The following is a 21,701-nucleotide window of genomic DNA, read 5'->3' as shown; positions in this document are numbered from 1 at the left end:
AGCGGGAATATCGGCCCGGCCATGCGACCGTCTCCGCATGCATTTGTGCTGAAAGTCGCTGTTTACCCCCACTTTGCGTAAGACGCGGCAGCAGGCGGTTTGCGGACAGCCGGCAAAATTCGTGCCATGCGGCACTTGGTGATCCGGGCCGGCGCTGCTAGTCTGGCGGCAACTTGAAACAAAGAAGCGCCTGCTGCGTCCGTTCGCCGGTTCGCGCGGCGCCGGAAGGAACGACAGTGGAAGACCGCGACACCGGCGCCGGCGCGCCGGAGGTGGGCGCGTCCAGCGCTTCCCCGGGGCCGGCAGGCCCGGGGACCGCCAAATGGCAGCAACGCCGCCCGACGGAGCCACGCTCCGCCGACGGGCAGGCGAGCGACGCGAACCACCATCAAAAGGGCAAGGCCAAGAAAAGGCGCAAACGCCGGCGCGGGCGCAAGGTTTTTGCGCGCGACGATATCCGTCCCGCGGCGAACGGGGCGCCGACGGCACGCGCCGCCGCGGCTGGCGCGGCGCTTGCAGGCATAGCCACACCGCCCATCGCGGTGGCTCGGCCCGAATCGGGGGCTCATCGGCCGCCGATGCCAGAATTGCCGGTCTTCGCCGCGCTCGATCTCGGCACCAACAATTGCCGGCTGCTGGTCGCCGTGCCGGCGCGTCATGGCCAGTTTCGCGTCATCGACGCCTTTTCGCGCATCGTGCGACTGGGCGAGGGGCTCACGGCCAGCGGCCGCCTCGGCCAACCGGCGATGGACCGCGCGGTCGAGGCCCTGAAAGTCTGCGGCGAGAAACTGCGCAACCGCAAAATCAGAAAGGCGCGGCTGATCGCCACCGAGGCCTGCCGCTCGGCGGCGAACGGGGTCGAATTCCTGGAGCGCGTCGAGCGCGAGGCTGGCCTCAAGCTCGAAATCATCGACCGACAGACCGAAGCCCGGCTCGCGGTGTCCGGCTGCGGTTCGCTGGTCGAGCGCGACACGCAGGGCGTCGTGCTGTTCGACATCGGCGGCGGCTCCTCCGAGATCGCGCTGATCGATCTCACCGGCCGCCGCTCGCCGCGGCTCGCCAACCATATAGTGTCATGGACGTCGTTGCCGGTCGGCGTCGTCTCGCTGGCCGAGCGTTTCGGCGGCCGCACGGTGACGCGCGAGATTTTTGGCGCCATGGTCGACGACGTCGCCGCCCGGCTCGCCGCCTTCGATGGCCGCGATCGGCTTAGCCACCTCAAGGCCAGCCCGAAATTTCATCTGCTGGGCACTTCCGGAACGGTGACGACGCTTGCCGGCGTCCATCTCGATCTCGAGCGCTACGACCGCCGCCGCGTCGACGGCCTGTGGATGGACAGGGACAGCGTCGACCGCATGGTGGAAAAACTTGTCGGCTGGGATTTCCAGCAGCGTGTCGCCAATCCCTGCATCGGCGCGGACCGCGCCGACCTGGTGCTGGCCGGCTGCGCCATCCTGGAAGCGATCCGCGCCGTGTGGCCGTCGGAGCGGCTGCGCGTTGCCGACCGTGGCTTGCGCGAGGGCATATTGAGCGAGCTGATGGCCGATGACGGCGTCTGGCGCAACGATGGGCGCGGCAGAACATGATCCCGAACCGCAGAACCGCGTCAGCTAAAAGTGGCGACCGGTTTTCGCGGACAAACGGCTCCGTTTGTCCAGAAGTCACGCTCGGGCAAGCTGGCGCAAGCGTTGCTCCGGTGAGCAGTCGACCCCCACTCCGTCGAGCTTCGCTCGACACCTCTCCCCCGATCGACGGGGGAGAGGAATGGCGCGAGCTAGCCAATCTTGGCGCCCTTCCTCTCCCTCCGGAGGGGGGAGAGGTGGCGCTGCGAAGCAGCGACGGAGTGGGGGAAGCCGTTTGCCAAACGCGCTGCCGCCGAAAAGCGGCCACAACCCGGCAAGCGAGAAAACTTGGACAAGAAGTCAACCAATGACCAAGAAACCGGAAAAGCCGGGCTCAGCCGGCATTCGCGTGCTGAAGACGCGGATCAAGAAGAAAAGCGGGCTGAAGGAATCGTCGCGCCGCTGGCTGCAGCGCCACATCAACGATCCCTACGTCCAGCGCTCCAAGGCTGACGGCTACCGCTCGCGCGCGGCCTACAAGCTGATCGAGATCGACGACAAGCACCATCTGCTGAAACCCGGCATGAAGGTGATCGACCTTGGTGCGGCCCCCGGCGGCTGGTGCCAGGTCGCGGCCGCGCGGACCAAATCGACCGCGGAAAATCCGCATGTCGTAGGCATCGACTATCTGGAGATGGACGCGGTGCCCGGCGCGCCGGTGCTGTTGATGGATTTCCTCGATCCCGAGGCGCCGCGGAAGCTGGCCGAGGCGCTTGGCGGCGATCCCGATGTCGTGCTGTCCGACATGGCGGCGCCCACCACCGGCCACAAGCGGACCGACCACATCCGCACCATGCATCTGTGCGAGGTGGCCGCCGATTTCGCGCTGTCGGTGCTGAAGCCGGGCGGCCACTTCCTGGCCAAGACGTTCCAGGGCGGCGCCGAAAACGAGCTGCTCTCGATGCTGAAGAAGAATTTCCGGTCCGTCCACCACGTCAAGCCGCCTGCGTCGCGCGATGAGTCGGTGGAGCTGTATCTACTGGCGAAGGATTTCAAAGGGCGAGAATCCGGTCCGCCATCAGGCGGATCGGAACGTCCAGTGGATGTCTCGAAGAACTTGAGCGCACGGAGCCATGGCGAAGGGCCGGCGGACGGCGACGGCTGAACCGTCTCACTCCCCCGGCGACCTCACCGGTTCCAGCGGCTTGGGCATGGTCAGGCGGCCGTGGCCCGATACGGCGTTGCCGGCATCGGGCGCCAGCCGCATGAACGACAGCGATGCGGCGGCGGAAATTGCCGCGACGATGAAGAAGGCGGTATGGAAGTCCGGCAATGTCAACGGGCCGCCGTGGATACCCGTCGATACTTCCAGGATGCCGCCGGCAACCGCCACGCCCAGCGCGATCGACAGTTGCTGGAACACGGCGGCGATCGGTGTTGCCTTGCTTGTGTCCTCGGCTGAAACCTCGGCGTAGGCGAGGGCGTTGATGCCGGTAAAGAACATCGAGCGGATGAAGCCGCCCACCAGCAGCATGGCCAGCATCAAGAGATAGGGCGTATCGGGCGTGAACAGGCCGTTGACGGCGATCGACGCGGCGGCCACCAGCGAGCCGACGATCAGCACGCGACGAAAGCCGACGACGCGGAAGATCAGCGCTGTGACGAATTTCATGCCGATGGCGCCGATCGCGGAGACGAAGGTAATCATGCCGGACTGGAACGGCGTCAGCCCGAAACCGATCTGGAACATCAGCGGCAGCAGGAACGGCACGGCGCCGATGCCGATGCGGAAAAGTCCGCCGCCAAGCACGGAGGAGCGGAATACCTGGTTGCGGAACAAGTCGAGCGCCAGCAGGGGGTTCCTGGCACGGCGCGCATGCATGAGGTAGAGAGCGCCCGACACCAGCCCGACGCCCACGGTGATGAAGCCGGTCGCCGGCGGCAGATAGGGCAAGCTGATCACTGACAGGCCGAACACGACGCCGGACGCCGCCAGCCCGCTCAGCACGAAGCCGACGAAATCGAGCGGCGGCGTCTCCATCGATTCGGTTTCCGGCAGGAAGCGGGTGGCCAGCCAGATGCCGATCAGGCCGATCGGCACATTGATCAGGAAGATCCAGTGCCAGGTGAAGTAGGTGGTGATGAAGCCGCCGATCGGCGGTCCGACCAGCGGGCCCACCAATGCCGGCACGGTCAGCCAGGACATCGCCGCGACAAGTTCGCTCTTGGGCGTGGCGCGCACCAGCACCAGGCGCCCGACCGGCGTCATCATGGCGCCGCCTATGCCTTGCAGGAAGCGCGACACCACGAAGGCCGGCAGCGAGCCCGAAACGGCGCAGGCGACCGAACCGACGATGAACACCGCGATCGCGGCGCGGAAAACGTTCTTGGCGCCGAAGCGATCCGCCATCCAGCCGCTGATGGGAATGAAGATCGCCAGCGACACAAGATAGGAGGTCAACGCCAGCTTGAGCGCGATCGGGCTGGTGTGGATGTCGAGGGCGATCGCCGGCAGCGATGTGGCGATGACGGTCGAATCCATGTTTTCCATGAAAAGAGCGACCGCCAATATGAGCGGAATGGTTCGGTTCAAAGGAACGCGTCCGGGCTTGATTCCAGATGTTGCCGACCGGGAGTTTGCCGGCAGGCAGGGCGGTTATCACGGCTGGACACCAATGTCGTGTTAAATTGCTGTCACTTTTATGCGACCGCAACCTCCGGTGGCGGCTGCGATACGCGATTGCTTGCAAAAAGCGGACACTATCCCTATTGTAGTGAAAATAACTACAGGACGTTATGATCATGGAAGAGGCCGTTTCGGCAGCCGATGCCAATCGCAGATTTTCTCGCATCCTGCGTGAGGTACGCGAGGGCCAGAGCTACCTCGTGACAAGCCATGGTCGGCCGGTGGCACGGATCGTGCCTGCGGAGAGGCACGAGGGTGTGGCCTCCCGCTCGCGCGCGGCATTGCTGTCGCGACTCGAACGGCAGCCGGTTGCCGATGCAGGACGCTGGACCCGCGATGAGCTCTACGAGGATGACCTGTGAGGGTCGCGCTCGACACCAACATTCTTGCCTACGCAGAGGGCGTTAACAACGTAGCCAAACGCGACCACGTTCTCGAACTGCTGCGCAAGGTTCCACAAGACGCTGCCATTGTTCCGGTCCAGGTGCTGGGTGAACTGTTCAAGGTCCTTGTCCGCGAGGCTGGAAGGTCGCCCAAGGAGGCTCGGGATGCGCTGCTTAGCTGGCGCGACGCGTTCCCGGTTGCCGGGACGACGCCGGAGGTGATGACGATGGCTGTCGATCTTGCGGCGGACCATCGCTTCGGCATCTGGGATGCCGTCATTCTTTCGGCTGCATCCCAAACGGGTTGCCGGCTGCTTCTGTCGGAAGACCTGCAGGACGGCTTCACCTGGGGCGGTGTAACCGTCGTCAACCCCTTTGCATCGCCGCGTCACGCTTTGCTGGATGCTTTCCTTGGTTCGCAATAGAAGCTGAAGCGTCCGCAACGATCGGCTTTTCTTCCGTGCCGGGACGTGGTACCAGCCACCGCCAATCCTGAAAGGGAAGAAGAGAGTCGCGCTGTCCATCCCGGTCCAGCGCTTTTCCCGCATTCAAAGGGCTGGCCATGGCAAAAATCATCGAAACGTCCACCGGCGCGCTGGCGCTGACCTTTGACGACGTGCTTTTGCAGCCCGGCCATTCCGAAGTCATGCCCGGCCAGACCGACATCCGCACCCGGATTGCCGGCGACATCGACCTCAACGTGCCGATCCTGTCGGCGGCCATGGATACCGTCACGGAGGCAAGGCTTGCCATCGCCATGGCGCAGGCCGGCGGCATCGGCGTCATCCACCGCAATTTCTCGCCGGCCGAGCAGGCCGAGCAGGTGCGGCAGGTGAAGAAATTCGAATCCGGCATGGTGGTCAACCCGGTCACCATCGGTCCCGACGCGACGCTGGCCGACGCGTTGTCGCTGATGCGCACCTACTCGATCTCGGGTATTCCGGTGGTCGAGAATGGCGGCTCCGGCGGCCACAAGAGCGGCCGGCTGGTCGGCATCCTGACCAATCGCGACGTGCGCTTCGCCTCCGATCCGGCGCAGAAGGTCTACGAATTGATGACCCGTGAGAACCTGATCACGGTCAAGGAGAATGTCGACCAGGACGAGGCCAAGCGGCTTCTGCATCAGCACCGCATCGAAAAGCTCGTCGTCGTCGACAAGCAGGGCAATTGCGTGGGGCTGATCACCGTCAAGGACATCGAGAAATCGCAGCTCAACCCGCACGCCACCAAGGACGCGCAGGGGCGTCTGCGCGCCGCGGCCGCCACCAGCGTCGGCGACGACGGTTTCGAGCGCGCCGAGCGCCTGATCGAGGCGGGCGTCGACCTTCTGGTCATCGACACCGCGCATGGCCATTCGCAGCGTGTCCTCGATGCCGTCACGCGGGCGAAAAAACTCTCCAATTCGGTGCGCATCCTGGCCGGCAACGTCGCCACCGCCGAGGGCACCCAGGCGCTGATCGATGCCGGCGCCGATGCCGTCAAGGTCGGCATCGGCCCCGGCTCCATCTGCACCACCCGCATCGTCGCCGGCGTCGGCGTGCCGCAGCTGTCGGCCATCATGTCGGCGGTGGAAACTGCGCACAAATCGGGCGCCTCGGTGATCGCCGATGGCGGCATCAAATATTCCGGCGATCTGGCCAAGGCGCTTGCCGCCGGCGCCAGTGCCGCCATGATCGGCTCGCTGCTTGCCGGCACCGACGAAAGCCCGGGCGAGGTCTATCTGCACCAGGGCCGCTCCTTCAAGGCCTATCGCGGCATGGGTTCGGTCGGCGCCATGGCGCGCGGCTCGGCCGACCGATACTTCCAGGCGGAGGTTCGCGACACGCTGAAACTGGTGCCGGAAGGCATCGAGGGGCAGGTCCCCTACAAAGGACCTGTGTCTGGCGTGCTGCACCAGCTTGCAGGCGGCCTGAAAGCCGCTATGGGTTATGTTGGTGGCCGCGACCTTGCCGATTTCCGCGAACGCGCCACCTTTGTGCGCATATCCAACGCCGGACTTCGTGAAAGCCACGCCCATGACGTCACGATCACCCGCGAAAGCCCCAACTATCCCGGCGGAGCCTGATCGGCCCGACCAGTACACGTTCTGGCGCAATCTGGCCGCGACCATCTTGCGGCTATCGCGCCACGCTGCCGCCCTTTGCACCGCATCGGTGGCGGTTTTCATCGCCATGACGCTCATGGAATTCTTCTATTTCCGCCAGTTGAGTGGCGGTTTGCCGTCGCTCGACATGCGCGTTTTTGGCTTCACGCCGGATGAAGGCATGGCCTGGCTGACGGCGCTCGGCCGGCGCGGCGGCGAGATCATCCTGGTCTGGCACTATCTGACCTTCGATCTTCTGTTCCCCGCGCTGTTGTCGGTGACGCTGGTCAGCCTGATCCTGGCAACGGGAAGGCGGTTGAGGAATTTCCGCGTGCTTCCGGGCCAGATGCAATCGATCTTCGCACTGATCCTGGTGCTGCCCTACACGATCGCCAACTACGCCCAGAACATCGCCGTGGCCCGCCTTCTGTCGGATTTCCTGTCGGCCAATCCCGATTCCCTGGGTCTCGCCTCGGCGCTGATCGTCACCAAATTCGCGCTGCTCGCAATTCCGGTGATCGTCATCGCCGTCTTCTGGCTGGCGGGTCAGAAACAGAATTGATCTGACCCGGCACCGGGCGGGGGAGGGTTCATGAACCAGACATCGATTTTCTGGCCTGTTCTGGCGCACGTGTTGCTGGTCTACATCGTCTATGGCGCCATGGCCCGGCGCAGGTATGTCGCCATCCAGTCGGGCGAAGCCAAAGTCAGCCAGTACAAGGCGCGCTCGACCGAGCCGGCCTCCTGCGTGACAGTTGCCAGCAACCTCAGCAACCAGTTCGAACTGCCGGTGCTTTTCTATGTGCTGTGCCTGATGTTGCACCTGACCAACGGCGTCAACTATCTGACCTTGGCCCTGATGTGGATCTTTGTCGCGACCCGCTATTTTCATGCCTGGGTTCACCTGACCAGCAACAATCTGCTCCTGCGCAGCCGGTCTTTCTCCCTGGGGGCAGTGATTCTTTTGCTGGGCTGGATCTGGCTCGCGCTGCACCTGCTCCGGGTGGTTTGAGCAGTACTCCCCTTCGTTGGGGCGCTCCGCCTACAAATCGAACACCGCTATTTTGCGCTTGTCGAACTTGATGCCGATCTCGCCGCGCACCAGCTTCAGCGCCGCCTCGCCGAAAACGGCGCGGCGCCAGCCCTGCAGCGCCGGCACGTCGGCGGCTTCGCCTTCGGCAGCGATGCGGTCGATGTCGTCGCTGGAAGCCAGGACCTTCGATGCGACGCCTTGCTTTTCGGCCACGATCCTGAGCAGCACCTTCAACAGCTCCGCGGCGGCGCTCGATCCCTCGGGCGGCTGAAAACTCTTTGGCAGCTTCGGCAATTGCTCCTTGGGCAGAGCTAGTGCGGTGTTGACCGCGCCAAGCAGCGCCGCCGCGGTCGAGGAGCGCTCCCAGCCCTTCGGTATCGTGCGCAGCTTGGCCAGCGCGGCCGCGTCGCGCGGCGCCTGCTGCGCCACCTCGTAGATGGCGTCGTCCTTGAGCACGCGGCCGCGGGGTACGTCGCGTTCGCGCGCCTCGCGCTCGCGCCATGCCGCCACGGCCTGCACGATCGCCAGCTCCTGCGGCTTGCGCAGCCGCATCTTCAGCCGCTTCCAGGCATCCTCGGGGTGCGGATCGTAGGTTTCGCGCGAGGTCAGGACGTCCATCTCCTCGTTCAGCCAGTGGGCGCGGTTCTCCCGCTCCAGTTCGGCGCTGAGATGCTGGTAGACCTCGATAAGATGGGTGACGTCGGCAAGCGCATAATCGAGCTGCTTTTCGGACAGCGGCCGATGGCGCCAGTCGGTGAAGCGCGAGGACTTGTCGAGTCGCGCGCCGGTGACGCGCTGCACGAGCTGATCGTAGGAAACGCTGTCGCCGAACCCGCAGACCATCGCCGCAACCTGGGTATCGAACACCGGATGGGGAACGAGATCGCCCAGATGGACGATGATTTCGATGTCCTGCCGCGCGGCATGGAAGACTTTGACGACAGATTCATTGGCCATCAGCCTGAAAAACGGCTTCAGGTCGATGTCTGGCGACAGCGGATCGATCAGCGCCGTTATTCCGGGCGCCGCCATCTGGATCAGGCACAGGATCGGCCAGAAGGTCGTTTCCCGGATGAATTCGGTGTCGACGGTGACGAAATCCGATTTTTCGAAAGCGGCGAGAACGGTCTCGAGTTCTTTTTGGGTGGTGATGACGTGCATCAAATCGCTTTTGGCAGGAGTAGGGTCTTCCTAGATTTCAGCCGGGAAGGCTTTCGTCAAGCGCTGGCGCTCGCATCACGGCCCGTCCGGCCCGTCCGGATCGCCGTTTCTTCTGGCCAGCCGGGCGAAAACCGTCGAGGTGCGCAACAGCGCGGTGAAGCGGCTGCGCTTGCCAGCCGGCACGCCCGATCGTGCCCGCATCCGATAGAGGATGACGGCGATGAAGATTGCATAGACCAGCGCGCTGAACACGAACAGCGCGCTTGGGCCAAAATACTGCATCGCCGTCGATGCGGCGAAAGGGCCGCCAATGGCGCCGAAGGAATAAAACAGCATCAAGGCGGCGTTGATCAGAACGAACTCGCCCGCGCCGGCGCGGTCGTTGGAGTGCGCCGCCGACAGCGAGTAGAGCGGCATGGCGAAACAGCCGAAGATGAAGATGATGAGGAAGTTGAGAAACGGGTCGGCTCCCGCCACGAACGCAAGCGCCAGCGCTGCCAGCATGGCGCAGCATGTCGTCGCCAGCAGCACCGAGCGCCGGTCCCAGCGATCGGAGAGATAGCCTAGCGGGTATTGGATGAGTGCGCCGCCGAAGATACCGACGCTGACGAAGGTGACGACATCGGCGACAGACATGCCGATCTGCTCGGCATAGACCGGCGACAGCGTGCGGAACGCGCTGTTGGTGACGCCGACGGCGATGCAGCCGAAACAGCCGAGCGGCGAGATGCGCCAGACCCGCGCCAGGTCGAGCTTGACGTCTTCCGGCGGCGTCGGGTTGGAGCGATCGCCCAGCGATACCGGCACCAGCGACAGCGTGATCATCATCGACATGATGGCGAATATGGCGAACCCGCCCGCTCCGAAGATCGGGATGAGGAACTGCGCGCCGGTGACCGAGCCGATGTCGACCATGCGGTAGATGGCAAGCACGCGGGCGCGGTCCTTGTTGCTGACCCCGGAGTTGAGCCAGGCCTCCATCACCGTGAACAGGCCGGCGAAGCAGAAACCGCCGGCAAAACGCACCGCGCACCACATCACCGGGTCGATGACCAGAACCAGGAGCAATGTGCCGGCCGAGGCGGCCGCGGCCAGCGCCGAGAAGGTCCTGACATGGCCGACCGCCTTCAGGATGCGGGTGACGGCCAGGCAGCCGAGCAGGAAGCCGGCGAAATAGAACGTGCCCATCAGGCCGATGTCGGAAGCCGAAAAACCTTCCTGCGCGCCGCGCAGCGCGATCAGCGTGCTTTGCAGCCCATTGCCGCCGAGCAGGATGCCTGCGGCGATGAGGAGCGGGATCAGCGGACGGATGGATGACATTAGCGGGTGGAGCACATTAAGAAGCGATCACGTGTCTGTGATCCTTCTTGAACCATCGCCCTTGCCAATGCTAGCGGCAATTGCCAAGGCTCTCAAAGCCAAAAGGGAATAGTCTTCGCGCTTGAATTTAGGGGGGCGGCCTTGCGTGCATTTACGACGAATGGCACCCTCAATCGCAAATATTTTGGGGGCACCTTTGGATTACGCTGAAGTCAATACCATTCGAAGCCAGTTCCAAGCAGGCCAATGGCCACAGTTTCTTCAGATGGTGTCCATCAACGGCCTTCGTGGTTGGACCGGTCAGTCTGTAGAGTTCAACTTTCCCGTCGTTGCTGTTGTGGGTGAAAATGGGAGCGGCAAGAGTACTTTGCTCAAGGCGGCAACGTGCGTTTACGACCAAGAAAACAAGGATAAGAAATTCTACCCGTCCGCCTTTTTTGTCGATACTCATTGGGATGCGATTAAGGGCGTTAGCCTCACCTACAGGGTCAAGCGCGGTCATAACATTGATTCGTTCCGCGTCTCAAAGCCGACGAAGCGCTGGAGGGATCCGGAAAACCCTCCAAAGAGGAATGTCTACTTACTTGATGTTTCCCGAACGCTGCCTTTGGACGCTTCCGCAGGCTATGCGAAAATTGCTAGATCAGCTGCAGCCGAAATTGAGAGCGATGAGATTGACGATGAATTTCGGCAGCGTCTTTCCCATGTTCTGGGAAGAACATACCAGAAGGCAAGGTTTGCTACTTCGGACGTTGATGCACGTAGGCAGGTCGGCTTGCTACAGCGGGAGTGGGGAGAAGTTTCTCAGTCCCACCAAGGCGCCGGCGAAGACGCGACCCTAGATCTGTTCAGGATTCTCCAAAACGTTCCCAATAATGCCCTTCTCGTAATTGACGAAGTCGAGGCCTCACTACATCCGCGCGCTCAAAGACGGCTAACGCGCTTTCTTCTCTGGCTCGCGCGTCAAAGGCGCGTTCAGATAATTCTATCAACTCATAGCCCTTATGTTCTTGAAGAACTTCCTCAAGAGGCCCGTGTCTTGTTGTTGCCAGGGCCGCAGGGTCTCAGTGTTGTCTATGGGGCATCACCAGAATTTGCGATGAGTCGGTTGGATGACGAAGTTCACCCGGATGTTCACATCTTTGTTGAAGATCGCAACGCTGAGATCTGGCTTCGTGAGATACTTGCTTCTTCGTTAGAGACGTCGGAGCTATTGCATCGAATCGAGATAAATCCTGTAGGACCGGCCAACGTTGTGGGAATGCTGGGGAGCTTGGGAAAGGCGGGGAAGCTCCCTTACAAATCACTTGCAATTACTGACGGCGATCACCCGTATCCCGATTGTCAGAAGTTGCCCGGCGATCTCGCACCCGAGAGGATCGTTTTTAATGATTTGAAGGCTGCGAACTGGGCGAACCTGCCGGATCGGTTTGGAATTGGGGCTGGCTCACTATTCACAACGCTAGAGGACGCATTGCTTGAACCAGACCATCACAAGTGGCCTACTCTGGTAGGCAACCAAGTCGCGAAGAGCGCCACAAGTGTTTGGGAAATTCTCTGCACTGAGTGGTCCAAATCGTGTTTAAGTGCCGACGTTAGACAGGAAATGGCATCAGCAGTTAATGAGGCAATACAACAATAGTGACCATACTTGTTGGGTGTGCATTTTCGTCTTGCCTGTAGGCAGCTATATGACTTGCCGATGCCGTGTGCCGACGTTCGGATAGGTATGCGATCGAGCCTTGCTAGCCTTGACAAGCCCGGCCTCCCATGCGCTTTTCGCGCAAATTTTTCAGGCCGGGCCGCGATGCTTCGGCCGGCAACCCAACATCCCGGACTTTTGCCCATGACAATGCACCGTTACCGCAGCCATACCTGTGCCCAGTTGAGAAAGAGCGACGTCGGCGCTTCCGTTCGCCTGTCGGGCTGGGTGCATCGCGTGCGCGACCATGGCGGCCTGCTGTTCATCGACCTGCGCGACCACTATGGCCTGACCCAAATCGTCGCCGATCCCGATTCGCCGGCCTTCAAGATCGCAGAAACAGTGCGCGGCGAATGGGTGATCCGCGTCGACGGCGAGGTCAAGGCGCGCCTGCCTGAAACCACCAATGCCAACCTGCCGACCGGCGAGATCGAGATTTTCGCGCGCGAGATCGAAGTGCTTTCGGCGGCCAAGGAATTGCCGCTGCCGGTCTTCGGCGAGCCGGACTATCCCGAGGACATCAGGCTGAAATACCGCTTCCTCGACCTGCGCCGCGAGACGCTGCACAGGAACATCGTGGCGCGCACGAAGATCATCGCCGAGATGCGCAAGCGCATGGGCGAGGTCGGCTTCACCGAATTCTCGACGCCGATCCTCACAGCATCGTCGCCCGAAGGCGCGCGCGACTTCCTGGTGCCGTCGCGCATTCACCCCGGCACTTTCTATGCGCTGCCGCAGGCGCCGCAGCAATACAAGCAGCTGATCATGGTCTCGGGTTTCGATCGTTATTTCCAGATCGCGCCCTGCTTCCGCGACGAGGATCCGCGCGCCGACCGCCTGCCCGGCGAATTCTACCAGCTCGACCTCGAAATGAGCTTTGTCGAGCAGGATGACGTGCTTTCCACCATGGCGCCGGTGATGACATCGGTCTTCGAGGCCTTTGCCAACGGCAAGCCCGTCACGAAGGACTGGCCGCGCATTCCCTATGATGTTGCGATGCGCAAATACGGTACCGACAAGCCGGATCTGCGCAACCCGATCGAGATGCAGGCGGTCTCCGACCATTTTCGTGATTCCGGCTTCAAGGTCTTCGCCAACATCCTGGCCAACGATCCCAAGGCCGAGGTCTGGGCCATTCCGGCCAAGACCGGGGGCAGCCGTGCCTTCTGCGACCGCATGAACAGCTGGGCGCAAGGCGAGGGGCAGCCCGGATTGGGCTACATCTTCTGGCGCAAGGAAGGCGAGAAACTCGAAGGCGCGGGTCCGCTTGCCAAGAACATCGGCGAGGAGCGCACCGAGGCGATCCGCCTTCAGCTGGGCCTTGCCGATGGCGATGCCGCCTTCTTCGTCGCCGGCGATCCCAAGAAATTCGTCTCCTTCGCGGGTGCTGCGCGCACCCGCGCCGGCGAGGAACTGAACCTGGTCGACCGCGACCGTTTCGAGCTGTGCTGGATCGTCGACTTTCCGTTCTTCGAGTGGAACGAGGACGAGAAGAAGATCGATTTCGCCCACAATCCGTTTTCGATGCCGCAGGGCGGCATCGACGCCCTCAACAACCAGGAGCCGCTCGGCATCAAGGCATTCCAGTACGACGCCGTGTGCAACGGCTTCGAGATTGCCTCGGGCGGCATCCGCAACCATTTGCCCGAAACCATGGTCAGGGCCTTCGAGATGGTCGGACTGGATCGCCAGACCGTCGAGGAGCGCTTTGGCGGCCTTTACCGTGCGTTTCAGTACGGCGCCCCGCCGCACGGCGGAGCGGCATTCGGCATCGACCGCGTCGTGATGTTGCTGGTGGGCGCCAAGAACCTGCGCGAGATCACCATGTTCCCGATGAACCAGCAGGCTTACGACCTGTTGATGAATGCGCCGTCGGAAGCCACGCCGCAGCAGCTTCGCGACTTGTCGCTGCGTGTCGCACCGATCAAGAAAGAGGCATGATGGCGCTTCGGACGGCGCTTTAAAGAAGCCTCCGAAGTGACTCGTTCGATTGAGAATCGCAGACAAAAGCCCGGCATCGCTGCCGGGCTTTTCGTATCTTGAAGCAAGTCGAGGTCGCTTCGATCAGTCTTCGTTGGCCTTGACGGTGACGCCGAGCGTCTTCGGCAGGTCGGTCGGATTGGACATGGCGCCCGCCATGATCAGTGCGAACGGCACCGACGCCGGCGGCTTAGCCGAGATCTCGAGGCTCTTCGGATCGTCGAGATATTTGCCGACCGCCGCCGTTACCTGCGCCGTCAGCTCCGGATTGTTGAGCTGCGCCATGCCGAACGGCACGATCGCCTTGGCCTGGTTGGCGATATCCTTGCCCGACATGCCTTGCTGCTTGCCGACATAGTCCAGCACCTTGCCCGTCAGCGAATCGTCGTCGAAACGGATCGAGGCGCTGTTGAAGGAAAGCTGCTGCAACAGGCCGAGCATGGCCATGCCTTGCGCCGAGTTGTCGGCCCCTTCGGGCTGCGCGGCCATCTTCTTCTGCATTTCCTGCAGCGACTTGATGAAGTCGAGCGTGTAGCCGCCGAGATCGAAGGTCATGCCGAGCGTGCCGGCATTCTCGACCGAAATGTTGTATTTCGACAGCTCCATCTTGCCGTCCGTGGGCTGCCAGGTGCCGGCCATCTCGAAATTGCCCGCAATGTTCTGGTAGCCGAGTGCGTTGATGACTTCCTTCGATTTGGGATCCTCGACCAGCGTCAGGTCGGCATTGAACTTCTCGGTGGTGCCGGTGAATTTCATCGCTTGGCCGTCGGCCGGCGGCGTGATTTCGATGGCAAGCCCGTCCATCGAGAAAGCGGTCTTGTCGGCGATCTTGACCCTCATGTTCGAGAGTTCGGCGGACTTGTACATCATCAGCGAGCCCAGCGGGCCGCTGGCGCCGCTGGCCGGAACCATCATGTCGTGGATGACGAGGGGGCTTAAATTGAGGGTGACGCCGTCCGTGCTATGTTCGAATGCCGAGGTCGACACGGTTGCGATATCATAGCCGCCATTGGCTTCGGTCACGCCTTCGAGTTTGACGTCGCCGATCGCAAGGGCCTCTTTTTCCGCGCCCGGTTTGATGGATACGCCCTGCAACACCATGCTGGCGTTGTCGCCGGTCACGCCGGTCCAGGAGATGTTGACGCCCTGCGCGGCAAGTGCCGCCTTCAGCCGGTCGGCGACCGCGGTGTCCTGGGCGAGCGCCGCGTTCAGCGGCAGTGTGAGCAAGAAGGTCAAAAAGGCGAATTTCCTGAGAGTCGAGCGTTTGATTGTCATCGCGAATGCCCCTGCGAGTGTCCTGAAAATTATTTTCAATTTTTGGCGCCATCACCCTTCAGTGACGAACTGGACGGGAAAAAGGCGCATCCCGCCACAATGGTCAAAAATCGCGGCGAAAGGCAAACTCGATCCGAACATGCTGGAGACCGGGCCGCCGAGCGTCGTCGCGCTTCCCAATAGAGACGGCATGTAACGGATTGATGTTGGCTGGCGGGCTTGCCTGCGGCTTCGTGTTGCAGGGCAGGGCATGCACCCACTTCAAGGCTTGCCCTCTTGCCGCGAATCACCCGCTCGGCTAGTTCCAGCCCATGGGAAAAAGGCTTTTGCCGCCTGACAATGGTGGCGGCGATCACATCGAACCGGTCGATCTGAAGAAGGCGCTCGAAGAGCGCTATCTTGCCTATGCGCTGTCGACCATCATGCACCGGGCGCTGCCCGATGTCCGCGACGGGCTGAAGCCCGTCCATCGCCGCATCATGCACGCCATGCGCCTGCTGCGCCTCAACCCCGACCAAGGCTTCGCCAAATGCGCTCGTATCGTCGGCGAGGTGATGGGCAAGTTCCACCCGCATGGCGACCAGTCGATCTACGATGCGCTGGTGCGGCTGGCGCAGGATTTCTCGATGCGCTACCCCTTGGTCGACGGCCAGGGCAATTTCGGCAACATTGACGGCGATAACGCCGCCGCCATGCGCTACACCGAAGCGCGCATGACCGATGTGGCGACCGAGCTGCTCGCGGGCATCACCGAGGATGCCGTCGACTACCGGCCGACCTACAATGAGGAGGACGAGGAGCCGGTGGTGCTCCCGGGCGCCTTCCCCAATCTGCTGGCCAATGGCTCGTCCGGCATCGCTGTCGGCATGGCGACATCGATCCCGCCGCACAACGCGGCCGAACTTTGCGACGCCGCCCTTCACCTGATCGAGCATCGGGACGCGCCGGTGGCCAAGCTGATGGATTTCGTCCAGGGCCCGGATTTCCCGACCGGCGGCATCATCGTCGATAGCCGAGCCTCCATCCTCGAATCCTATGAAACCGGCCGTGGCGGCTTTCGCGTGCGGGCAAAATGGAGCCAGGAAGACCAGGGCAGGGGCACCTGGAGCATCGTCGTCACCGAAATCCCCTATGGCGTGCAGAAGGCGCGCCTGATCGAGAAGATCGCCGAGCTCCTGATGGCGCGCAAATTGCCGCTGCTCGAGGACATCAGGGACGAGAGCGCCGAGGACATCCGCGTCGTGCTGGTGCCCAAGAGCCGTTCCGTCGATCCCGGCATCCTGATGGAGTCGCTGTTCAAGCTCACCGAGCTTGAAAGCCGTTTCCCGCTCAACATGAACGTGCTGTCGCGCGGCAAGGTGCCTAACGTCCTGTCACTGAAAGGCGTGCTGCAGGAATGGCTCGAGCATCGTCGCGACGTGCTGATCCGCCGCTCGAAACACCGCCTCGGCGAGATCGAAAGACGGCTGGAGATCCTTGCCGGCTACCTGATCGCCTATCTCAATATCGACGAGGTGATCAAGATCATCCGTGAGGAGGATGAGCCAAAGCAGGTCATGATGGCCCGCTGGTCGCTCACCGACACCCAGGCCGAAGCCATTCTCAACATGCGCCTGCGCGCCCTGCGCAAGCTGGAAGAATTCGAGATCCGCAAGGAATTCGACGTCCTCACTGCCGAAAAGAAGCAGATCGAGGCGCTGCTTGCGTCCGAAGCCAAGCAATGGGGGACGATCAAGTGGGAGGTTGCGAGCCTGCGGGACAAATTCGGCCCCGAGACCGAGCTCGGTAAGCGCCGCACCCAGTTCGCCGATGCGCCCGAGCATGACCTGGCCGACATCGCACATGCCATGATCGAGCGCGAGCCGGTCACCGTGGTGGTCTCGGAAAAGGGCTGGCTGCGTGCGATGAAGGGTCATCTGACCGATCATTCGCAGCTTGCGTTCAAGGAAGGCGACAGCCTGAAACTCGCCTTCCATGCGCAGACGACCGACAAGATCCTGGTGTTCACCACCGGCGGCAAATTTTACACCATCGGCGCCGATCGGCTGCCGGGCGGGCGCGGCCATGGCGAGCCGATCCGCATCATCGTCGACATGGACAATGACCAGGACATCGTCACCGCCTTCGTCCACGATCCGAAGCGCAAGCTGCTGCTGGTCTCGCATGACGCCAACGGTTTCATCGTGCCGGAGGAAGAGGTCGTCGCCAACACCCGCAAGGGCAAGCAGGTGATGAACGTCAAGGCGCCCGACGAAGCCAAGCGCTGCGTGCCGGTCGGCGGCGATCATCTGGCTATCGTCGGCGAGAACCGAAAGATGCTGGTGTTTCCGCTGTCCGACATTCCGGAAATGAGCCGCGGCAAGGGTGTGCGGCTGCAGAAATACAAGGATGGCGGGCTTCTTGATCTCAAGCCATTTACGCTGGAGACCGGTCTTTCCTGGCAGGATTCGGCCGACCGCACCTTTACAAGGTCGCGCGAGGAATTGGCCGAATGGATCGGCGCCCGCGCGTCGGCTGGCCGCATGGTGCCGAAGGGTTTCCCGAGGACCGGGAAATTTGGGTAATCTCCCCCCTCGAGGGGGAGATGCCGCCGAAGGCGACAGAGGGGGTCGGTTCGACTGGACGCAACCTCATTGCTTTGAACAAAGAATGCTAGCGCCTTACGCGAGGCTACCCCCTCTGGCCTGCCGGCCATCTCCCCCTCGAGGGGGGAGATCCGCAGCTTCACCATCACCTTTTGAACTATCGTCACGATTGCTGCACTATATCAGAGCATAAGCCGCGGGATGGCCGGGGAGAGACGAGCGTTTGAAGGAAGCGAAAATCCAGAAACCGGGGCAGCGCCTGTTCGGTTTGTCGACGCCGCTCAGAGCCGCCGTCATCCCACCGCTCTCGGCGGCGCGCTGGCTGCTGGTGCTGATCGTTGCCGCCGGCGTCTATTTCTTCCACGGCTTCCTGTTCCCGGTGCTGGCCGCGCTGGTCATCGCCTTCGCAAGCTGGCCGCTTTACCGGCGGCTTTTGGCCGGTGTCGGCGGCAACCGCACCATCGCCGCCACCTTCGCCATATTGTTCATCCTTGCCTTCCTGGTCATACCGATCGCGCTCGCGGGCACCTACGCTATCAACGAGGTGCGCGAATGGGTCGGCTGGGCGATCGAGACCAACCGGCACGGCGCCCCGACACCGCACTGGATCGCCACGCTGCCTATCGTAGGAGAATGGCTGAACCAGCAATGGACGACCAATCTCGGCCATCCCGGCGGCATCGGCGAACTGATCCAACTGGTCAGCGGCGCCAATGTCGGCAGCATCTATCGCGGCGTCCTTGCCGCTGGCGGCAGCGCCTTCGGCCTGCTTTTGACGCTTCTGTTCATGATGATCGCGCTGTTCTTCGCCTATCGCGACGGCGAGCATTTCGCGGGCCAGGTCGACCGCCTGGGCGAGCGCATCCTGCCGACGAGGTGGGAGCGCATCTCGCGGGTCGTGCCGGCGACCATTTCCTCGACCGTGACCGGCATGACCGTCATCGCCATCGGCGAGGGGCTTGTGCTGGGCATCGCCTACTGGTTGGCCGGCGTGCCGTCGCCGGTGACGCTTGGCGCCCTGACCGGGGTCATGGCGCTGATTCCCGGCGGGGCGCCGCTGTCCTTCACGCTGGTTTCGATCTATCTCGCCGCCAGCGGCTCACCGGTGGCCGGCCTGGCTCTGTTCATCTGGGGAACGGTCGAACTGTTCATCGTCGACAAGACCTTGCGACCGAAGCTCGTCGGCGGACCGATAAAACTGCCCTTCCTGCCGACCTTCTTCGGCCTGATCGGCGGCGTCAAGACGATGGGCTTTCTCGGCCTGTTCATCGGCCCGGTGCTGATGGCGCTGTTGGTGGCGATCTGGCGCGAATGGCTGCGCGAGGTGGAGATGATGGACGAGATGCCCGCCTCCCCGGAACAGGAAGGCTCACCGTCGCTGATCGAGATCGACGGCGAGGCGAAAAAGATTCAGGCCGGATGACGCACCGCAAGGGCGGCGCGGCGCCTGCGTCCGTCATGCAACTGCCACATTGAATGGACCACCAATGTGACGATCAGGATCGCGCCGCCGATCAGGCTGTTGCGTGACGGCGTTTCGGAGAAGATCAGCCATACCCACACCGGTGCCAGCACGGTCTCCAGAAGGTAGAACATCGCCACTTCCGGTCCGGAGATGTATTTGGGGCCGGCCGCCAGGCAGAAGAACGAAATCGGCATGATCACGGCGCCGTTAAAGATGATCCACCAGGGCGCGCTCACATGGACGCCTTCACCTGACACCATGAAGGCCGCCAGCACGAGCGACGGAACCACCCCGACGAGCGCCGTGAAACCCATGTCCTTGCCGCTGGCCCGCGAAATGGTGATGGCCACGGAAATGAAGAAGGCCGAACACAACGCCATGAAATTGCCGAACAGGTGTCCGGTGCCGACAGATCCGCCGACGATTACCAGCACGCCGAGGATCATGACCAGCATCGCCGCGAGCGTCACCGCCCGCGGCTTTTCCTGGAGAAACAACCAGGACAAGAGCGCGGCGAACACCGTGTTGAAGGCCAGGATGAACACCAGGTCGGCGGTCGAGGTGTAGAAGACGGCGGTGACGAACGTGATCGAGGTCAGCCCGTAGCATATCGCGGCCGCCAGTCCCGACCAGCCTGGAATGAGCTGAGGCGCGTTTCGGCTGAGCGCCCGCCAGACAGCCCAGATGATCATTGCGGCGATGAAGGTGGCGGCCCCGCGCAAGAGCAGGATCGTCCATGCGCCGCCATCGGCGAGGCGGATCAGCGGAATGTCGAGGGTCAGCGTCAGGCCGCCAATGGCGGTTATCAGAAGGCCCTTCTGGTGGTCGCTGTGGGACGTCATTTGCAAACTTTCGTAATGAAATACAGATGGGACAGCCGATCGGCGCAATGACGCACTCTCCCGCCAAGCGGCTGAAAGACCAGCATCCCCTGCGTTGAAACAGCTAAACGTGGATCTTGGAAAAACTCAGCGTGAGACCGCTTCGTTGGTGTAGCGCTCCCAGCCCTTCGGGCCGAGATGCTCCTGCGGCATGAAGCGCATCTTATAATTCATCTTGCGCGAGCCGTTGACCCAGTATCCCAGGTAGACATGGGGCAGCCCCATCGCCCTGGCGCGAGCGATGTGATCGAGGATCATGAACGTGCCGAGAGACCGCTCCTCGAAGTCGGGATTGAAGTAGGAATACACCATCGACAGGCCGTCGGCCATCTTGTCGGTGAGCGCCACCGCGATCAGCTCGCCCTGTCCCTTGCCGGTGATGAAAGTATCGGGCCCGCGCCGGCGATATTCGATGACCTTGGTGTCGACATGGGTGTCCTCGACCATCATGGCGTAGTCCAGAACCGTCATGTCCGACATGCCGCCGCGGCGGTGGCGGGCATCGAGATAGCTGCGGAACAGCGAATATTGTTCGGTCGAGGGCTCGGCATTGTGCATGGCGCCGACGAGATCGGAATTGTGCTGCAGCACGCGCTTCATGTTGCGGCTGGCGACGAATTCCTGCGCCAGGATGCGCACGGAGACGCAGGCGCGGCAGGTTTCGCAGGCCGGCCTGTACGCGATGTTCTGGGAGCGGCGGAACCCGCCTTGGGTCAGGAGATCATTCATCTCTGACGCCTTGTCGCCGACCAGATGCGTGAACACCTTGCGCTCGAACTGGCCGTCGAGATAGGGGCACGGCGACGGCGCGGTCAGGAAGAACTGCGGCGACTGGGTCGGGTGCTGCGTCATCGAGTCTCGGAAACACTCCTTCGAATCGCTCTACCTTTGGCGCGGAAAGCGAAAAATTCAACAGGATTGTGAAGGCGTGGCCATGCGGACGCCTTCACATTTGTGCCGACGCCGCGGCGATGCTTGCGAAAATGCGCCTCAGCGGCCGGTGCGGCTGACCACCGTGCCGAGCAGCAGGTCGTGCAGCGTGCGCTTGCGATCGGAAAACAGCGTCACCAGCAGCACCAGCGGCGACAGGATGACGTTGCCGGCCCAGAACAGCACCGAATGGACCACTGCCGTGAGCCCGTCGATCGGCCTGCCGTCGAGCCGATCGAGCCGGATGCCCATCATCTTCATGCCCGTGGTCGCCTGGTCGGCGCTGCCAAGCGTGTTCCAGATGTAGAGAATCGCGACGGCCGGGACCAGGACGCCAAACAGCATCCAGCCAAGGCCGAGGGTCAAAAGTCCGAGGAAGAACACCAGGATGGCGACAGGGATGGTGAGCAGCGCGACAATGACATAGTCGATCATGACCGCCAGGACACGCCGCGTGCGTACCCCTTCATAGGCCCTCACGTCGTCGAGCCTGGTATTGATGATTTCACCGTCGAGAACGCGAGCGTTCATGTCATTTCCTCGTAACAGGGGCCTGCTTAGCCTGCGCCCCACCTGCTGGGAAAATGGTAAAGGCTGATGGCGGAATCAAGATCGAGCCTTTCCCGGTGCGCAAGGCGGGGGAAGCGGCCGGCGG

Annotated in this window: 19 protein-coding genes; 12 read left to right on the top strand and 7 right to left on the bottom strand. The window is 62.5% G+C overall.

The window, feature by feature from the left end:
• Positions 1–236 precede the first annotated feature (236 nt).
• Both FJ949_RS06030 and FJ949_RS06020 read left to right on the top strand, forming a co-directional pair.
• Positions 237–1,586 (top strand): Ppx/GppA phosphatase family protein, encoded by a 1,350-nt coding sequence (locus FJ949_RS06030; protein WP_140494124.1) that lies wholly within the window; start codon positions 237–239, stop codon positions 1,584–1,586.
• 343 nt (positions 1,587–1,929) lie between these two features.
• Positions 1,930–2,727 (top strand): RlmE family RNA methyltransferase, encoded by a 798-nt coding sequence (locus FJ949_RS06020; RefSeq protein ID WP_140494122.1) that lies wholly within the window; start codon positions 1,930–1,932, stop codon positions 2,725–2,727.
• A gap of 6 nt (positions 2,728–2,733) precedes the next feature.
• Here the strand turns inward: FJ949_RS06020 and FJ949_RS06015 are convergent, their stop codons facing one another.
• Complete coding sequence (locus FJ949_RS06015) at positions 2,734–4,155, bottom strand: MFS transporter (RefSeq protein ID WP_140494120.1); 1,422 nt, start codon at positions 4,153–4,155, stop codon at positions 2,734–2,736.
• 209 nt (positions 4,156–4,364) lie between these two features.
• Here FJ949_RS06015 and FJ949_RS06010 point away from each other — a divergent pair, with 209 nt between their 5' ends.
• From FJ949_RS06010 to FJ949_RS05990, 5 genes are all read left to right on the top strand, one after another.
• Positions 4,365–4,610 (top strand): type II toxin-antitoxin system prevent-host-death family antitoxin, encoded by a 246-nt coding sequence (locus FJ949_RS06010; protein ID WP_140494118.1) that lies wholly within the window; start codon positions 4,365–4,367, stop codon positions 4,608–4,610.
• The gene (locus FJ949_RS06005; RefSeq protein WP_140494116.1) at positions 4,607–5,056 is read left to right on the top strand and encodes a PIN domain-containing protein; all 450 of its coding nucleotides are present in this window, start codon (positions 4,607–4,609) and stop codon (positions 5,054–5,056) included. The genes FJ949_RS06010 and FJ949_RS06005 overlap by 4 nt, the downstream gene beginning before the upstream one ends.
• Positions 5,057–5,193: 137 nt before the next feature.
• Entirely contained in the window at positions 5,194–6,696 is a 1,503-nt protein-coding gene (gene guaB, locus FJ949_RS06000) for an IMP dehydrogenase (RefSeq protein ID WP_140494114.1), read from the top strand.
• Positions 6,647–7,276 carry a hypothetical protein gene (locus tag FJ949_RS05995; RefSeq protein WP_140494112.1) on the top strand — a complete coding sequence of 210 codons (630 nt, stop codon included), beginning with the start codon at positions 6,647–6,649 and terminating at the stop codon, positions 7,274–7,276. The genes guaB and FJ949_RS05995 overlap by 50 nt, the downstream gene beginning before the upstream one ends.
• Before the next feature lie 30 nt (positions 7,277–7,306).
• Positions 7,307–7,726: an MAPEG family protein gene (locus FJ949_RS05990; RefSeq protein ID WP_140494110.1), complete on the top strand. Its 420-nt coding sequence runs from the start codon at positions 7,307–7,309 to the stop codon at positions 7,724–7,726.
• 30 nt (positions 7,727–7,756) lie between these two features.
• Here FJ949_RS05990 and rnd read toward each other — a convergent pair whose 3' ends face one another.
• Complete coding sequence (gene rnd, locus FJ949_RS05985; RefSeq protein WP_140494108.1) at positions 7,757–8,908, bottom strand: ribonuclease D; 1,152 nt, start codon at positions 8,906–8,908, stop codon at positions 7,757–7,759.
• A 75-nt stretch (positions 8,909–8,983) separates the two neighbouring features.
• Positions 8,984–10,228, bottom strand: coding sequence for an MFS transporter (locus tag FJ949_RS05980; protein WP_140494106.1), 1,245 nt, complete (start codon positions 10,226–10,228; stop codon positions 8,984–8,986).
• A gap of 196 nt (positions 10,229–10,424) precedes the next feature.
• Here FJ949_RS05980 and FJ949_RS05975 point away from each other — a divergent pair, with 196 nt between their 5' ends.
• Positions 10,425–11,870, top strand: coding sequence for an AAA family ATPase (locus tag FJ949_RS05975; protein WP_140494104.1), 1,446 nt, complete (start codon positions 10,425–10,427; stop codon positions 11,868–11,870).
• Between the two features lie 210 nt (positions 11,871–12,080).
• The gene (aspS, locus tag FJ949_RS05970; RefSeq protein WP_181167403.1) at positions 12,081–13,871 is read left to right on the top strand and encodes an aspartate--tRNA ligase; all 1,791 of its coding nucleotides are present in this window, start codon (positions 12,081–12,083) and stop codon (positions 13,869–13,871) included.
• 123 nt (positions 13,872–13,994) lie between these two features.
• On the opposite strand, the gene FJ949_RS05965 is transcribed toward aspS, so the two are convergent.
• Positions 13,995–15,185: a hypothetical protein gene (locus FJ949_RS05965; RefSeq protein ID WP_140494100.1), complete on the bottom strand. Its 1,191-nt coding sequence runs from the start codon at positions 15,183–15,185 to the stop codon at positions 13,995–13,997.
• Between FJ949_RS05965 and FJ949_RS30240 the strand changes: the two genes are divergently transcribed.
• The 3 genes from FJ949_RS30240 (at position 15,130) to FJ949_RS05955 (ending at position 19,193) form a co-directional block, all read left to right on the top strand.
• Positions 15,130–15,381, top strand: a complete 252-nt coding sequence (locus tag FJ949_RS30240; protein WP_181172070.1) for a hypothetical protein — start codon at positions 15,130–15,132, stop codon at positions 15,379–15,381. The genes FJ949_RS05965 and FJ949_RS30240 overlap by 56 nt on opposite strands.
• 115 nt (positions 15,382–15,496) lie before the next feature.
• A complete protein-coding gene (gene parC, locus FJ949_RS05960) occupies positions 15,497–17,749 on the top strand; it encodes a DNA topoisomerase IV subunit A (protein WP_140494098.1) in 2,253 nt (750 codons plus the stop codon).
• A 244-nt stretch (positions 17,750–17,993) separates the two neighbouring features.
• Positions 17,994–19,193: an AI-2E family transporter gene (locus FJ949_RS05955; RefSeq protein ID WP_140494096.1), complete on the top strand. Its 1,200-nt coding sequence runs from the start codon at positions 17,994–17,996 to the stop codon at positions 19,191–19,193.
• Here the strand turns inward: FJ949_RS05955 and FJ949_RS05950 are convergent.
• The 3 genes from FJ949_RS05950 to FJ949_RS05940 form a co-directional block, all read right to left on the bottom strand.
• A complete protein-coding gene (locus FJ949_RS05950) occupies positions 19,181–20,077 on the bottom strand; it encodes a DMT family transporter (RefSeq protein ID WP_140494094.1) in 897 nt (298 codons plus the stop codon). The two genes, FJ949_RS05955 and FJ949_RS05950, sit on opposite strands and share 13 nt — an antisense overlap.
• Positions 20,078–20,203: 126 nt before the next feature.
• On the bottom strand, positions 20,204–20,968 hold the full coding sequence (locus tag FJ949_RS05945; protein ID WP_140494092.1) for an arginyltransferase: 765 nt from the start codon (positions 20,966–20,968) through the stop codon (positions 20,204–20,206).
• Positions 20,969–21,106: 138 nt separating this feature from the next.
• Positions 21,107–21,577, bottom strand: a complete 471-nt coding sequence (locus FJ949_RS05940) for an RDD family protein (protein WP_140494090.1) — start codon at positions 21,575–21,577, stop codon at positions 21,107–21,109.
• Positions 21,578–21,701 lie beyond the last annotated feature (124 nt).

The sequence above is a fragment of the Mesorhizobium sp. B2-4-1 genome, assembly GCF_006442185.1.
In the GTDB taxonomy this organism is placed as follows: Bacteria; Pseudomonadota; Alphaproteobacteria; order Rhizobiales; family Rhizobiaceae; genus Mesorhizobium.
The sequence above is the reverse complement of the archived record's forward strand: the minus strand, read 5'-3'. Positions and strand labels throughout refer to the sequence as shown.